We start from the raw sequence: 15,081 nt of genomic DNA, 5'->3' as shown, positions 1-15,081 counted from the left end.
AAGATTCGAGATCAGATTTTCGGGCTAGACGTAAAGATGGTATATATATGCGTCCTACTAATCAAAGGCGGCAGCCGTGAGGTATGCCGCGTCTTTGGCTTCAATTCGTGTGAGCTATAGCCATCCAGTTTTTCGGAAGCGCCGATAGAGTGTGAGGCATATCACGGCGATGACCGACATAACCGCAGGGTAGCCATAGACGGAATGCAACTCGGGCATATGCTCGAAGTTCATCCCATAAATGCCAGCCAAGGCAGTCGGCACGGCCAGGATCGCCGCCCATGCCGCCAGTTGGCGGGTGATGGCGCCAGTGCGTTGTTGCTCCATCAGATTGCTGAACTCGAAAACCGAAGTCAACACCTCGCGGAGACCAGTGTTCATCGTCTCCACCCGCCGCACGTGATCCAGCACGTCGCCGAAATAGTGGCGAGCCTCGGCATCGATGCAAGGAAGGTTGGTCTGAGCCAACTTACGGGCCACCTCCTCCATGGGTATCAGGATGTGTCCAAAGTGAGTGAGCTGACGCCGAAGCGTGAATATTCGGGCGATCTCGGTCCGACCCAAGAAGGCGTCGAGCGTGTGCTGCTCCATCGCCGAGACTTCTTCCTCGAGCGACTCGACCAGTGGAATGTACCCGTCGACGATGAAATCCAGCACTGCGTGCAACACATAGTCCGTGCCTTGGCCGAGGAGATCTGGCGACTCTTCCAGGTGCTTGCGCAGCGGAAGGTGTGATCGGGTTGAGCCTTGGCGCACCGTGATGATGTGACTGTGACCGAGGAACACGGCGGTCTGTCCGTAGGCAATGACGCCGTCGTCCAGTTGCGCGGTGCGCGCGATCAGGAACAACTGATCGCCGTAGATGTCGACCTTCGGCAACTGGCCGTCTTTGAGCGAGTCTTCGACCGCGAGTGGGTGAAGATTATAGAGGGCCTGTAACGCCATGACGTCCTCCGCGCATGGGTCCGACAAGCCTATCCAAACGAACTCGGAGCGATCCGTCGGGCAATCAACCCGTTCGCCGATGTCGACTTCGCGAACCCGACGACCGTCGCGGTAGAGATACGCTGCGATGACTGGCATCAGTCCTCTTTCTTTATGAGGAGGTGCGGCCCGCGCTTAGTCGCCTGACCTGCAGTCGTCATCGCCATGACCGGCGATCGTGTGCGGCTACAGCGCTTGTGACGTGCGGCTGATTGGCTCGCCGTGGTCCGAGCGGCGCGGACATTGCGGTCGATGCCGGCTTGGGGAGCACCTCTGGTCGGGGCTTGGTCTCGCTCTCGGCGGCCGGCGGTAAAATCATGTTCGACCGATTGGATGACTCGACTCGACGTCGCGCGCAGCCAACTCCCGGCGCGTTGCATATCGCGCGGCGAGATCGAGATGAAGTCTCTTGACCGCTACATCTGAAGCGTTGGCCGCTAATTCCAGTTCCTGTGCCGCCCGGCGGGCGAAGTATGCTTCGTCCGATACCGGATCGGTGCTCCTCGCGTCGGTGCTCCGGACCGAGGAAGCAGCCTCCGATGGGCTGGCGGGAACGGGCTCTTCTTCAGCCGCCATGACCGCGCAACCAGGCCCGTGCAGCCTCTTCGTCGCCAGCCGCGAAATGACGGGCTTCCATCTTGAGCAGCGGGTCGAAGAGGTTGGTGAGGCGACTTATCCAATCGGGCCCGCCGACGAGCGCATATCGCTCGATATGGCGTAACAGCCCGATCTTCAGTTCAAGGAGTCTCGTATCAACGAGCAGCGACGGCTCGAAGCCGTCGTAGTGACGTACGATGCCGAGGAGGCGGCGACCGCCCCCGCCGCTGAACGCGGCCGAAAGCCTCTCGGCGAGATTTCGCGCATCCGCGCTGGTGATACGGCCGTCGATCTCGAAGGTGAAAATATCGGAATCACCGTTCTCCAAGACCCGCAGGCTTTCGGGATGCGCGGAATCGACGTCACCTCGAACCCAGGCGAGGGCGTGCTCCCGACGATCGGGCGTATAGGCCTGATACCTGACATAGGGCAGCAAGGCGTTTTCGATCCGGGCAGCGTTACGGATCCAAGCCTGGTCGCTGACGATGGCGATCCGTCCGAATTGCCTGAGCCGTGCCAGGTAGCGGAACGCGTTGCCAAGATCGCTACGCCACGCCTCCGAGGACATGCCCTTGAAGTTGCGGACTTCCGCGAAGACATGGACGGTGTCGCCGCGCTCAAGCGCCGTATCAAGCTGCCGCATGGCGGTTTCGACGTCAGCTTTCTCGATACGGCCGTCGGTGGCCAACTCAATGACAGTTTCATTCTGCTTCTCGGCCATGATCTGGTCCTTGCGGATCGTCGGATTGATCCGGTTGTTCAGCGTCAGCTATGACGTGTCTCGGCGGCCTCCAGGCCGGACAAGCGGTATCCGACCTGCAATTCCGTCAGGAGGTGCTGGGGTTGCGACGGCTCCTCTTCGAGCTTTTGCCTGAGCTGCGCCATGTAGATGCGAAGGTAATGGGCGCGTTCCGAGTATCCGGGACCCCACACCTCCATAAGCAGTTGGCGGTGGGTTAGCACCTTGCCGTGGCCACGGACCAACGCCGTCAGAAGTCGAAACTCGTTGGGCGTGAGATGGACGGGTATGCCCGCGCGCGCAACTTCGTGCGTGGCGAGATTGATGGTGACCAACCCGAACTTGGCTATGGGCGACGCTGCGCCGCCGTTCGATACGGTGCCCGCGCGCCGCAGTTGTGCCCGCACGCGCGCCAGGAGTTCGGGCACGCCGAACGGCTTGACCAGATAGTCGTCGGCGCCGGCGTCAAGCGCCTCCACCTTTTCGGCTTCCTGCTCGCGCGCGGAGAGTACGAGAACGGGCGCTGACATCCAGCCGCGCACTTCTCGGATCAGCGTCTTGCCATCGCCGTCGGGTAGTCCGAGATCGACGATCATCAGGTCGGGCTTTCGACTGCCCGCATTCAGACGTGCTTCCTCGGCCGTCGCCGTCTCGAAGACATTCATGCCCTCTTTTTCCAGCGCCATGCGGATAAAGCGCCGAATGTCGGCTTCGTCTTCAACGATCAGAATGCGCGGCTTGATCATGGATCGGTTCACTTTCGATCGCAGGCGGCGTCCCAAGCGGCAGTCGTATCTCGAACGCGGCTCCGTTTGGTTTGCGCTGTTCGGCTCGGATGGTTCCGCCGTGAGCCGTGATGATACTGCGGCAGAGCGCGAGGCCCAATCCGACGCCGGCGACCGACGACTCCTTCTGCCCGCGCGCGAACGGCTCGAACAGCGTTTCCGGATCTCGCACGGGGAGCCCGGGGCCATTATCTTCAACGATGAGATACATGGTGTCCGCCGTAGCACCGGCCCGAACGTTTATCGTGCTATCGCGCGGCGTATACTTGGCGGCGTTGTCGAACAGATTGATCAGAACGCGCTCGATGAGCGTGGCATCGGCCTCTATGAGCGGAAGATCAGCCGGCAGATTGGTGCGAACCTTGCGAGGTTCGAGGATCGCGCGCGATTGTAACACGGCGCTGCCGACGATCTCGCTCAAGGAATTCCATTCCTTATTGAGCCGCACGCCCTCGCTTTGCATGCGTGCCAAGTCGAGCAGGTTGGCGACGAGGCGCTTGAGCTCGTCGGCCTGAACCCGGATCGAGCGTGCCAGGTCACTGCGATCTTCGACTGCAAGCTCTTTGCGATGCTCCAGCGTCTCGGCCAGGCCGCGGATCGCGGTCAGCGGCGTCTTGAGGTCGTGCGATACGGCCGACAGCAGCGCGTTGCGGAGCTTCTCACCCTCCATCCGGACCAAGGTTTCCTGTGCGACTTCCATGAAGTGGATGCGCTCGAGCGTGAGACCAATGGTCGAGCAGCAGGCATCCAGCAGACGGCGATCGTCTGGATCGTCGGGCAGCGGTGCGCCGACCGGCACGACCGCCAGCACTCCGCGCATGGCCATCGACGCTTTCAAGGGAAGGTACAGGGCGTGGGCGGCGCTCAAGGTCTGAGTGCCAAGGCCCGCTTGCTGTCCATGATCGAAAGCCCATTGTGCGGTCGATGTATCGACAAGGCCGGGGTCCTCGGTAGGCATCAGGCGCTCGTTCTTGTCGGGAACCAGAAGGATGATCCGCGCTTCGAACAGTGGTGTCAGCGCTTCCCGGCAAATCGCGACAACTTGGTCTATCTTGGTCGCGCTTGAGAGGTCGCGGGCGATCCTGGCCAAGGCCGACGCCCTTCGTTCTCCGGCCCGCGCTACACGAGCTTCCGATCGGAGCCGCGCCGCGAGTTGGCTGATCACGACCGCGACTACCAACATAAGCGCGAAAGTGAATATGTATTGCGTGTCGGTGACCGCGAACGAGAGCTTCGGCTCGACGAAGAAGAAGTCGAAGCAGCCCACCGAAAGCAGGGACGCCCACGCCCCGGCGAGGCGGCCGAGTCGCAAGGCGATGAACACGGTCGTCACCAGGAAAAGCATGACGACGTTGGAAAGATCGAAAAAGCCTACGAGCTGGGAGGCGAGGAAGGTCGCCGCGCCGCATGCGAGCGTGGCGATGCCAAGCGCCGCGATCTGCGTCTGCGGCTCCTCCGGTATCCAGCGAACTCGGCGGGTCGCCCGGACTTCGTCAACGCTCAGCAGCAGGAGCCCAATTTCCGGATTGGCGCGGGCAAGCCGTTCCTGCAATCGACGTTTGAACGTAAATATGCGTCGGCGAGCTGTGTTTCCGATGATGAGCTTGGTGGCGTTGCGCTTTCGAGCATAGTCGAGGATCGCCTCGGTAATGTCTTGGCCAGGGACGTTGGCAAACTCCGCGCCCGCCGATTGCGCGGTCTTGGCGATGGCCAGCAGCGCCTCGCGGGATCGCGCGTCGTTGTTTTGATAAGGCTGATCAACGTGGACGACGATCCATTTGGCCTGGAGCCGCTGCGCGAGGCGCCCGGCCTCGCGCACAAGCTTCTCCTGCGACCGGTCCGCGCTGACGCAGACCATCAGCAGCTCCTGCGTCGGCCAGACCGTCTTGATCGCGTGCGAGACGCGGTAGGTCCGGACGTCGGCGTTGACCCGGTCGGCGACGCGGCGGAGCGCAAGCTCGCGTAGCGCGATCAGATTGCCGCGGCGGAAGAAGTTCTGGCGCGCGCGCTCGATTGACACGGGCAAGTAGACCTTGCCGGCGTTCATGCGGGCGAGCAGATCGTCCGGCGGCAGGTCGACCAGCACGACATCGGTCGCGGAATCGAAAATGCGATCGGGAACGGTTTCACGGACGCGAATGCCGATAATGCCGCCGACGATGTCGTTGAGGCTGTCGAGGTGCTGTACGTTGAGCGCGGTGTAGACGTCGACGCCGGCGTCGAGCAGCTCTTCGACATCTTGCCACCGCTTGGCATGGCGGCTGCCGGCGACGTTGGTGTGGGCAAGCTCGTCGACCACCAGCAGCTTGTAGTCGGACGCCAGGGCGCCATCGAGATCGAACTCGGTGACCGGCCTGCCATTACCCGGCAACGTCTTGCGCGGGAGAATGGCAAAGCCGTCGATCAGCGCCTCGGTTTCCTTGCGGCCGTGCGTCTCGACGATGCCGATTCCGACCCGCACGCCCTCAGCCTGAGCCTGCCGCGCCGCTTGAAGCATCGCAAAGGTCTTTCCCACCCCAGCGCAGGCCCCGAAGAAAATCTTGAGCTGTCCGCGTTTGGAGTGCTCTGCGTTTCCTCTTACGGCCTCCAGAAGAGCGTCCGGATCAGGTCGCTGATCGTTCATCGTCTACTGCCTCACGCCAGTGCCGCACGCCGTTCGTCTAAAAGAACGGCGTGAGCACGAGGTCGATGAGCTTTATACCTATAAATGGCACGATAATCCCGCCTAATCCGTAGATGAGCAGGTTCCGACCGAGAAGCCGCGCCGCCGGTTCGGCGCGATACTTCACCCCGCGTAGGGCGAGCGGGATTAGCACGACGATGATCAGCGCGTTGAAGATGACCGCAGAGAGAATCGCCGAGGCCGGGCTGTGCAGTCCCATCACGTTGAGCGCGGCCAGCGGCGGATAGGTCGCGACGAAGGCGGCGGGAATGATCGCGAAATACTTGGCCAGGTCGTTTGCGACGCTAAAGGTCGTGAGCGCGCCGCGCGTCATGATCATCTGCTTGCCGACTTCGACGACGCGCAGCAGCTTGGTTGGGTTGCTGTCGAGATCGACCATATTGCCGGCTTCCTTGGCCGCCTGTGTGCCGCTGTTCATCGCGACGGCGACATCGGCTTGGGCGAGCGCGGGCGCGTCGTTGGTGCCGTCGCCGGTCATCGCGACGAGCCGTCCCTCAGCTTGGTACTGGCGAATAAGACGAAGCTTGTCCTCCGGCGTCGCCTCAGCCAAGTAATCGTCGACGCCGGCTTCGGCCGCGATGGTCGCTGCCGTCAACTGGTTGTCGCCGGTGATCATCACGGTCTTGATGCCCATCGCGCGAAGCTCGGCGAAGCGCTCCTTGATCCCGCCTTTGATGATGTCCTTGAGCTCGATCACGCCCAGGACGTTGGTTCCGTCGCTAACGACGAGCGGTGTGCTGCCGCGGCGAGAAACTTCTTCGACGGTCGTGGTCACTTCCTTGGGAAAGACACCGCCCATCGCCTCGACATGGGCGCGGATCGCACTGGCCGCACCCTTCCGGATCTGGCGGCCGTCGATGTTGATGCCGCTCATTCGGGTTTGCGCGGTGAAACCGATTGTCTCCGCGCCCTGCAGCTCGCGGCCGCGGATGCCGAAAGCGTTTTTGGCCAGGATCACGATAGAGCGCCCTTCGGGCGTCTCGTCGGCAAGGGATGCGAGCTGCGCCGCGTCGGCCAGCGCGGGCTCTTTGATGCCGGGCGCGGGATGGAACTTCGTCGCCTCGCGATTGCCGAGCGTGATCGTGCCGGTCTTGTCGAGGAGGAGGACGTCGACATCACCCGCCGCCTCGATCGCGCGGCCAGAGGTGGCCAGCACATTGGCCTTCATCATCCGGCTCATACCGGCGATGCCCACGGCTGAGAGCAGTGCTCCGATCGTCGTCGGGATGAGGCAAACGAGAAGCGCAATGAGCACCGTGATCGTCACCACCGTGCCCGAGCCGTTGATGATCGTGCTGAAGCTGGAGAACGGCAGGAGGGTCACGCAGACGAGCAGGAAGATGATCGTGAGTGCGACCAATAGGATCGTCAGTGCGATCTCGTTGGGTGTCTTGCCACGCTTAGCGCCTTCGACCATCGCGATCATGCGATCGAGGAAGGCCTCGCCCGGCTTGGCAGTGACCTCGACAACAATCCAGTCCGAAAGCACGCGTGTGCCGCCCGTCACGGATGCGAAGTCGCCGCCTGCCTCGCGGATGACGGGGGCGGACTCGCCGGTGATTGCGGACTCGTCCACCGAAGCTGCGCCTTGCAGCACTTCGCCGTCGGCCGGGATGATCTCGCCGGCCTCGACAAGCACGTATGCTCCCACACCCAATTCGTCGCTCGCCTGAGGCCAGGATTCGGCGTCACGTCGCGGCTCCTTGAGCATCCGGGCGAGAACGCGCTGGCGGGTGGCGCGCAGCGCATCGGCCTGCGCCTTGCCGCGCCCTTCCGCCATGGCCTCGGCAGCGTTGGCGAAGAGGACCGTGAACCAAAGCCATGCGGCGATCGCGAAGATGAAGGGAGCGGACGCCTCGCCCTTGCCGGTCACGACCTGAATGAAAAGCAAAGTTGTGACGATGCTGCCGAGAAACACGACGAACATCACCGGGTTCTTGATCTGAACGCGCGGCGACAGCTTCTTGAAGGCTTCCGCGGCCACTGAGGCCCACGGCACTTGCTTGACGTTTCCGCCGAGGACGGCGGCGCTCTGCGCCGTAGGAGTCTCTAGATCGGACATGATGCCACCTCGGGTTTATTGGGCAGCCGGACGGGCCGGCGCGGCAGCCGCGTCGAGCGCGAGATTGAGTGCAAGGACATTGACGCGTGGATCGCCGAACAGACCGAACTGCGGTCGATCGACATTCTCATTGATCAGCGCCAGGACGCGGTCCACGGCCAGCCCTCGGGCGCGAGCGACCCGCTGCGCCTGGATGTTGGCGTTGGCGATCGAGATATGCGGGTCGAGACCTGAGGCGGACGCGGTCACCGCGTCGACCGGAACGGCGGCGTTGGCCGCCAGTCCGTTTTCCTGACGGTAGGCGATGGCGCGCTCTTCGACCGCGGTGAGGAGCTTCTTGCTGAGAACACCCTGGTTGCTCGCGGCGCTGGCTCCAGCGTTATACGGCTGGTCGACCGTCTTGGAGGAGTCCTGCGGGTCGGGACCCGACGTGGCGCTTGGCCGACTATGGAAATATTCCGGACGGGCGAAATATTGTCCGATCTGGCGAGACCCGATGGCCTGCCCGTTTCTCTCGATCAGGCTTCCCTGAGCCTGGCTCGGGAAGAGCAGATTGGCGACGCCGGTCGTCGCCAGCGGATAGGCCAGACCTGTCACGACCATGAACAGCAGGGCTGAAACAAGCACCGGCCGGGCGATGCCCTTGAAGGCGGAGGCGGCAGAGAGGTCGGCGGATGTCGATTGATCGTTGTGCATGGCGATGTCCTCAGAATGTCGTGCCAGACAGCATCAGCAGATGCTCGACGATCGGGCCGAGCGCGAGCGCGGGGAGGAAGGTCAGACCCCCGACCACCAGCACCACGAACACGAGAAGCCCTGTGAACAGCGGTGTTGCGGTCGAGAGCGTCCCTGGGCCGGCCGGCACCGTCTTCTTCGCCGCCATCACGCCCGCGACCGCCAGCATCGGCAGCAAGGTCAGATAGCGCCCGACCAGCATCGCGAGCCCAATGGTTGTGTTGAAGAAGGGAGTGTTGGCGTTGAAGCCGGCGAAGGCCGAACCGTTGTTGGCGGTGCCCGAGGTATAGGCGTAGAGCACTTCGCTGAAACCGTGGGGCCCCATATTGGCCAGACTGTCGACGGTGGAGGGCATGACGCATGCGAGCGCCGTGAAACCGAGGATGCTGAAGGCATGGGCCAGAACAGCCAGCATCACGAACTTCATCTCGCGCGCCTCGACCTTCTTGCCGAGGAATTCGGGCGTTCGCCCGATCATCATGCCGACCAGGAAGACGGTCAGGATTGCATAGGTGACGAGATTGATGAGGCCGACGCCATCGCCGCCGAACACGTTGTTGAGCATCATCTGGGCGATCGGGACGAGGCCGCCAAGCGGTGTCAGCGAGGCGTGCATCGAGTCGACCGATCCCGTCGTCGCCGCCGTCGTGGTGGTCACGAACAGGCTGGTCTGGGCGATGCCGAAGCGAAGTTCCTTACCCTCCATGTTGCCGCCGCCGAGCGTTGCGGTCTGCGCCTGATCAATTCCCAGCGGCGAAAGCATCGGATTGCCCGCATGCTCGGCGCCGTAGACCAGCGCTAGGAAGCCGAGAAACATGACGAAGAAGGCGGCGAAGAACGACCAACCCTGCTTGCGGTTGGCGATCATCGATCCGAAGACGTAGGTCAGGGCCGACGGGATCAACAACATGCTCAGGATATGCAGCGTGTTGGTGAGCGGTGTCGGGTTTTCAAACGGATGCGCGGCATTCATGCCGAAGAAGCCACCGCCGTTGGTGCCGATGTGCTTGATGGTCTCGAGACTGGCCACCGGCCCGATGATGAGCTGCTGGCGAGCGCCTTCGAGCGTCGTGACCACCGTGTCGGCCGTCAGCGTCTGCGGCATGCCCTGCCACACATAGATGAGCGCCAAGACGAAGCAGACCGGGAGCAGCAGGCGGTAGGTGACGCGCGTGAAGTCGACCCAATAATTGCCGATGTCGCCGGCGCTCTTGCGGCTAAGGCCCCGGATGAAGCCGCCTGCGGCGGCAACGCCGGTCGCGGCGCTGACGGTCATCAGGAAGGTGATGACCGCCATCTGCGACAGGTTCGAGAGGCTCGTCTCGCCAGAATAGGCCTGCCAGTTGGTATTGGTGATGAAGGAGGCGACGGTGTTGAACGCGAGGTCGGGTGTCTGCGAAGAGCGACCGAGCGAATCGCCGGGCAGAAGTTGCTGGATGCGCAAAATCAGGTAGCCGAGCAGCATCATGGCGGCGTTGCTGAGGAGCAGCACCGCGCCATAGCGTTTCCAGGACATTGCCTCGGCGGGATCGACGCCCAGCAACCGGTAGGTGCCGCGCTCGATAATATTGTGTCCAGGCGCGGTGAAGATGCGCGTGAGCCACGGGCCAGCCACAAAGACGAGGCCCGTCATTATCGCCAAAACGACGATGAATTGATTCAGATCGTATCCCATCAGAGCCCCCTCAAATTCGATCGAGGGCCACGATGAACCCTGCTGTGATTGCGAAGAATCCGAGCGTTACCGCTACGAAGATGAGGTCGCCCATATTTGCCACCTGCCGGTTAGAATGGATGGTTGACGCTCAGAAGCGCTCGGGCTTCATGAGGGCGTAGAAAAGGTAGATGAAGAGGCCGACCGCGCAGGCGCCGGCCAGAACAATCATGAGGGTTGCGGTCACGAGGGTTCTCCAAACAGCGCGACGACGCCGAACGATCGTCTCTTCGTGCGCGAGCGCGAACGCACGCGGCTCAGTAGACGCGCAGATCTCGGCTCCTCGGCCAGAAAGTTGCTGAGCATTTTGGCTGCAGCTCCAGTTTAGTGTCAGTCTGCGGGACGCCTTTAAGACGTTGCACGTAAAGGCGGCGCTGAGTTTTTACGCCCGTGTATAAGGATGGCGTAAGGAAGCATGTCACAGCCACCGCCCGCGACGTTTCTTGGCCGACCATGAATAGATGAATGCGAGTGAAGCGGAGTACGCTCTGGAACTGGCGAATGAGGGCTGCGCTTTACGCGATCTTTGCGGTCGCCCCTCGAAACTCTACGTGATCCTTATGTCACGCGGGGTAAGCAGCGTCCTATAGCATCGCGTTCGGCTCGACGCGTTCCAATTACAGGTAACGCCGAGATGCGCTGTAGCTTCCATCCCCACCGACATCGCTGCGTAGCCCGGCCCTTCTGGCGGTGAAGGCCTTTGAGCTAGAGCTTAGGCACATACGATACGTTGTGACGGCCGCCCGGTTCGGAAGCTTTCGCAAGGCATCTTCACGCCTTGGCGTGCGGGAGTCGACAATCAGTCGGCAGGTCAGAAACTTGGAAGACGGGTTAGGCTCCAGCTTATTTCTTCGCAAAAGGTCCGGCGTTTCGCTAACGCAAGCTGGGTCTATTTTTGTCGAGCATGCCCAAGCCGCGCTGAACGAGATTGATCGTGCGGTAGGCGATGTCGGCACGATCGGCCGCGGCAGGTCCGGTACGGTTCGCGTCGGCCTGTCATCTCCGCTCGCAACCGGGTTCCTCGGGGAGCTGCTTATTCGCTTTTGTCAGCAACATGAAGCAGTGCAGCTTGAGTTTGTGGAAGGCACACATACACAGCTCTTCGAGGACTTAGAGCGCGGCAATCTCGATATCGCGTTCATGGCCGCGCCGCTTGACACTGGCAGCCTCGCCACCAAACGGCTGTGGACCGAGGATGTGTTTGTCGTCTTGTCGGAGAATGATGCACTCACGAAAAAGAGCGAAATCGCGTGGAGTGACATCAGGCTGAAGCAGTTTCTGGTGACCGAAGCTACGCCGGGACGCGACATCGAAGCGTTCGTTTTCCGGCACCTCTCCTCCATTGGATATTCGCCACGGATACAGCGTGACCGCGTGTCGTCACAAACCCTGATGCAGTTGGTTGCGATCGGCAGAGGCATCTCGATAGCGAGCCAATCGGTCGCGGAGACGTCGTTCCCCGGCATCACCTATCGGAAGCTCGAAGGTTGCGCGCTGCCCTTCTCCGCGGTTTGGTCGACCGAGAACGATAACCCGCCCTTTCGCCGGCTGCTGAGCTTGACGGCCGGGCAAGCCGCTACCGCATAATGGTCAAAGTCGCCCGTGCTGAGGTTCGTTACCGCCAGGCGGTCTAAGCCGCGTCAAACAGGGCTGACGCTGCTCAAATATATATGCAATCCTTACGGCCCAACGTCAGATAAAGCGCCGACTTTATACGCGTAAAATTAGTGCTTCGCTGCATCTGCCCAATCAAATGGGGATGCATATATGCCCGAACGTGCCGATTTCTCTGCTATTCGCAAGTCGACGCCGCGACACAAATGGTGGTTGACGTCGCCCTCGACCCTGGCGCTTGGAGTGGCGTGCGCTACGCTCTTCGGCGCGAGCGCGGCATATGCAGATCCGGTTCCGGCACCGAGTTTTGCTGGCCCCCTCGTCCCTAATCCTGACGCCATCGCGCTTGAGGCAGGACCGTTCGGTCAGGTTCTGGTGTCGGGCCAAGTGACGGGCATTGGCGTCGCGCAGACCAATGCAACGCACGCCGGCGGGATCGGCAACCGCGACGGCTTCGTCGATATCAGCAACGCGCAAGTCCAGTTTCAAACGACCCTTGGCCCGCTACAGTTCTATGTACAGACGGGCATTTACTCCATCCCTTCGCTGGGTACGTCTTACCTGAAGGCAACCGAAGCGACGGAGCAGCTTTTTGGTCCGGTTCCGGTGGCGTACGCGAAAGCGGTGATATCGCCCGAACTATCCGTGTCTGCCGGATTACTGCCAACGATGGTCGGCGCGGAGTCGACGTTCACCTTCCAAAACGTCAATATCGAGCGCGGCTTGCTGTGGAATCAGGAGCCGGCCATCAGTCGCGGCGTCCAAGTGAATTACGCCAAGGGAGCCGTCAGTGCGGCGGTCTCGCTTAACGACGGCTATTTTTCGGGAAAGCTGAACTGGCTCTCGGGCACGCTTTCCTACGCGTTTGATTCCTCGAATTCGCTGAGCTTCGTCGGCGCTGGTGCGCTATCGCGTAATGACAAATCCTCCTTCGCGACGCCTTTGGCGCAGAACAACAGCAGCATTTTCAATCTCATTTACACCCATACGAGCGGTCCGCTCACACTGACGCCGTATCTCCAATACAGCCACGTTGGCCGCGATGATCAGCTCGGCATCAATCGTTCCGCAGATACCTACGGCGGGGCGCTGCTCGTTAAATACGCGATCGACAAGGAGTGGTCGCTCGGCGCGCGGGCTGAATATCTGAAGACTAGCGGGGGAAGATGCGGATCGGATGCGTCGTGTGCGCCAACGAACTTGCTTTATGGTCCCGGAAGCAGTGCCTGGTCGCTGACCTTCACGCCGACTTATCAGAAAGGCATATTCTTCGCGCGAGGAGAGGTGTCGTACACCCGGATCGGGAACCTCGAGGCGGGCTTTGGCTTCGGTCGTGACTTCGATCGACGCGATCAGGTGCGCGCGCTGATCGAGACAGGCATACTTTTTTGAAGGCCGCACCGCGCTATCGCGCACGTGCGAGGTGATCGATGGGACCCGCGAACGCATAGTTGGCGCGATGATGGCAGCGAGCATTCATGATGCCGCATCTAGACGCGGAGTCGCGCTTGACGCTTCGACGCTTCGCTACAAAACTCTGCGTCTCCTCTATTATTGGGCTATACGGCCGGGCGCATTATTTCCCAATGGTGTCGCTCGTACTCTCGCTTTACTCGATCTGTAGCGCCGTCTTTGCGATCACGCTCGGTGAGAAATTCCTGAGGCGTGATGGGTTCAACCATTGGGACGAGGCGCTGTGGCTGCTTTTGGTTAGCACCGCCGTTCGCGTCATATACGGAATATACTGACGGGGTCGCCCCCGTTAGTCCGGAGCTGACTTCCTGGCAGCTGCGAACGCGCGATCGGTCGCGATGAAACGCTGCAACATCGGCGCTATGAGCTTGACCGGATCTGAAATGGTTTGCCCCTGTTCGCGCCCCAGGACCTCCGCGTAGAGCACCAAGTCGCGATGCAGCGAGGCCGGCAGTTCGAGCGACACTTTGACAGCCTTGTCTTCCAAGAGCGCGCCAAGCTTGAGCTTCGCCATGATCACCCTCCATATGGTTCGAGTACCAGATCCCGCGTCACGATCACCCTGACCGGGAAGCCCGGCCGGATCGTGAGCGTCGGAGCGACGTTAAGCTGGCGGCGAACGATCTGCTGACCGGCATCGTTGATCGTGTCCTGGCCACCGTTGCGGATGGCTCGCAGCAGCCGGTCTTGATCATCGACCGCAAGTTCAGCACCGACGTTGAGGAGTGTGGACAGACCAGCGGCCTTGGCGAGATCCCACCAGTGGTAATCCACGCCGTCTTGAAGGCCGGCAAATCCTTGGGCGTCTGCGCCTGGTTGGCGCTCCAACACGATCGAGCGGCCGTTCGGAAAAATCAGCCGGTTCCAGACCAAGAGCACGCGGCTCTGTCCAAACTGGACGCTGTTGTCGTACTGGCCCACGACGCGCGTGCCCTGCGGCACGAGAAGGATGCGTCCGGTGGGACTGTCGTAGATGTTCTCGGTGACCTGCGCGGTGATCTGCCCAGGCAGATCGGAACGAATTCCGGTGATGAGCGCGGCTGAGATGACGGCGCCGGCTTGCAGAACGTTCGGCGACGGCGGCGCGACGACTCGATCGGGCGCTACCGTCCTGCGATCGGCGGCCGCATTCAGGAAGGCATTCTGACGATCTTGGGCCGAAGGGGTCGCAGGCGGCGGCGCGAGCCCGAGGCTGGCGAGGTTCGGCGCCGGCGGAGGCACGAGGGTCGGCGTCGTTGCGGGGGAACCGGCGCGGGACTCCGACCCGGAGAACAGCCGGCTGGTCCGGGCGGTCTCGATTTCCTGAAGGCGTCGCTGCTCCTCCTGACTTAGCCCGGGATTCGGCGTTGCGATGCCAGGAGCCGGAACAGGCTGTCCGCCGTTCGCCGGGCTGAGCATCGGCCGGCCGAGATCGCCCGGAAGCGGCGGACCGAGCCGAGGAACGCCGCTGTAATCGCGCGGCAGGCCCGCAAGCCCGTCGGCCGTCGAGCGGTTCTCTGTCGAGTAGAGTTCCTCATTGGGTCGGCCGCTGTCGCGGGTTTGAAGCGCGTAGATCAAGGCGCCGCCGAGGCCGAGGCTCGCGACCAGGCCCACGCCAGCCAGGACCTTGCGCGATAGCCGGGTGACGCGGGGTGGATCCGCGCGCAGCCGCATCGGCGCCGCGCTGGCCGGCTCGCCGGTCAACGGCTGCGCGTC

General features: G+C 62.0%; 12 protein-coding genes. 2 read left to right on the top strand and 10 right to left on the bottom strand.

What is annotated here, in order from left to right:
- Positions 1-114: 114 nt before the first annotated feature.
- The 8 genes from IQ292_RS13025 to kdpF form a co-directional block, all read right to left on the bottom strand.
- On the bottom strand, positions 115-1,083 hold the full coding sequence (locus IQ292_RS13025) for a magnesium and cobalt transport protein CorA (protein WP_203310725.1): 969 nt from the start codon (positions 1,081-1,083) through the stop codon (positions 115-117).
- Positions 1,084-1,549: 466 nt separating this feature from the next.
- A complete protein-coding gene (locus tag IQ292_RS13020; protein WP_203310724.1) occupies positions 1,550-2,302 on the bottom strand; it encodes a SpoIIAA family protein in 753 nt (250 codons plus the stop codon).
- 44 nt (positions 2,303-2,346) lie between these two features.
- Positions 2,347-3,066, bottom strand: coding sequence for a response regulator (locus tag IQ292_RS13015; protein ID WP_203310723.1), 720 nt, complete (start codon positions 3,064-3,066; stop codon positions 2,347-2,349).
- Positions 3,038-5,728, bottom strand: coding sequence for a sensor histidine kinase (locus IQ292_RS13010; protein ID WP_203310722.1), 2,691 nt, complete (start codon positions 5,726-5,728; stop codon positions 3,038-3,040). The genes IQ292_RS13015 and IQ292_RS13010 overlap by 29 nt, the downstream gene beginning before the upstream one ends.
- A 37-nt stretch (positions 5,729-5,765) precedes the next feature.
- Positions 5,766-7,850 (bottom strand): potassium-transporting ATPase subunit KdpB, encoded by a 2,085-nt coding sequence (kdpB, locus tag IQ292_RS13005; protein ID WP_203310721.1) that lies wholly within the window; start codon positions 7,848-7,850, stop codon positions 5,766-5,768.
- Positions 7,851-7,865: 15 nt separating this feature from the next.
- A complete protein-coding gene (kdpC, locus tag IQ292_RS13000) occupies positions 7,866-8,546 on the bottom strand; it encodes a potassium-transporting ATPase subunit KdpC (protein ID WP_203310720.1) in 681 nt (226 codons plus the stop codon).
- A gap of 10 nt (positions 8,547-8,556) precedes the next feature.
- The gene (gene kdpA / locus IQ292_RS12995) at positions 8,557-10,260 is read right to left on the bottom strand and encodes a potassium-transporting ATPase subunit KdpA (RefSeq protein WP_203310719.1); all 1,704 of its coding nucleotides are present in this window, start codon (positions 10,258-10,260) and stop codon (positions 8,557-8,559) included.
- 130 nt (positions 10,261-10,390) lie between these two features.
- Positions 10,391-10,486 carry a K(+)-transporting ATPase subunit F gene (gene kdpF / locus IQ292_RS12990; RefSeq protein WP_194246536.1) on the bottom strand — a complete coding sequence of 32 codons (96 nt, stop codon included), beginning with the start codon at positions 10,484-10,486 and terminating at the stop codon, positions 10,391-10,393.
- A 503-nt stretch (positions 10,487-10,989) separates the two neighbouring features.
- Between kdpF and IQ292_RS12985 the strand changes: the two genes are divergently transcribed.
- Positions 10,990-11,886: a LysR family transcriptional regulator gene (locus IQ292_RS12985; RefSeq protein WP_294047206.1), complete on the top strand. Its 897-nt coding sequence runs from the start codon at positions 10,990-10,992 to the stop codon at positions 11,884-11,886.
- Between the two features lie 180 nt (positions 11,887-12,066).
- Positions 12,067-13,305, top strand: a complete 1,239-nt coding sequence (locus IQ292_RS12980; RefSeq protein WP_203310717.1) for an outer membrane beta-barrel protein — start codon at positions 12,067-12,069, stop codon at positions 13,303-13,305.
- Positions 13,306-13,675: 370 nt separating this feature from the next.
- On the opposite strand, the gene IQ292_RS12975 is transcribed toward IQ292_RS12980, so the two are convergent.
- Entirely contained in the window at positions 13,676-13,900 is a 225-nt protein-coding gene (locus tag IQ292_RS12975) for a DUF2274 domain-containing protein (RefSeq protein ID WP_203310716.1), read from the bottom strand.
- Positions 13,901-13,902: 2 nt separating this feature from the next.
- Complete coding sequence (locus tag IQ292_RS12970) at positions 13,903-15,039, bottom strand: TraB/TrbI/VirB10 family type IV secretion system protein (RefSeq protein WP_238941086.1); 1,137 nt, start codon at positions 15,037-15,039, stop codon at positions 13,903-13,905.
- Positions 15,040-15,081: the final 42 nt, after the last annotated feature.

It is taken from the genome of Sphingomonas beigongshangi (assembly GCF_016820445.1).
Lineage (GTDB): Bacteria > Pseudomonadota > Alphaproteobacteria > Sphingomonadales > Sphingomonadaceae > Sphingomonas > Sphingomonas beigongshangi.
The sequence above is the reverse complement of the archived record's forward strand: the minus strand, read 5'-3'. Positions and strand labels throughout refer to the sequence as shown.

What these genes read in the sequence shown, in the direction of transcription:
- IQ292_RS13025 (WP_203310725.1), bottom strand. Translation starts at nt 1,083, where the DNA reads ATGCCAGTCATCGCAGCGTATCTCTACCGCGACGGTCGTCGGGTTCGC.
- IQ292_RS13020 (WP_203310724.1), bottom strand. Translation starts at nt 2,302, where the DNA reads ATGGCCGAGAAGCAGAATGAAACTGTCATTGAGTTGGCCACCGACGGC.
- IQ292_RS13015 (WP_203310723.1), bottom strand. Translation starts at nt 3,066, where the DNA reads ATGATCAAGCCGCGCATTCTGATCGTTGAAGACGAAGCCGACATTCGG.
- IQ292_RS13010 (WP_203310722.1), bottom strand. Translation starts at nt 5,728, where the DNA reads ATGAACGATCAGCGACCTGATCCGGACGCTCTTCTGGAGGCCGTAAGA.
- kdpB (WP_203310721.1), bottom strand. Translation starts at nt 7,850, where the DNA reads ATGTCCGATCTAGAGACTCCTACGGCGCAGAGCGCCGCCGTCCTCGGC.
- kdpC (WP_203310720.1), bottom strand. Translation starts at nt 8,546, where the DNA reads ATGCACAACGATCAATCGACATCCGCCGACCTCTCTGCCGCCTCCGCC.
- kdpA (WP_203310719.1), bottom strand. Translation starts at nt 10,260, where the DNA reads ATGGGATACGATCTGAATCAATTCATCGTCGTTTTGGCGATAATGACG.
- IQ292_RS12980 (WP_203310717.1), top strand. Translation starts at nt 12,067, where the DNA reads ATGCCCGAACGTGCCGATTTCTCTGCTATTCGCAAGTCGACGCCGCGA.
- IQ292_RS12975 (WP_203310716.1), bottom strand. Translation starts at nt 13,900, where the DNA reads ATGGCGAAGCTCAAGCTTGGCGCGCTCTTGGAAGACAAGGCTGTCAAA.
- IQ292_RS12970 (WP_238941086.1), bottom strand. Translation starts at nt 15,039, where the DNA reads ATGCGGCTGCGCGCGGATCCACCCCGCGTCACCCGGCTATCGCGCAAG.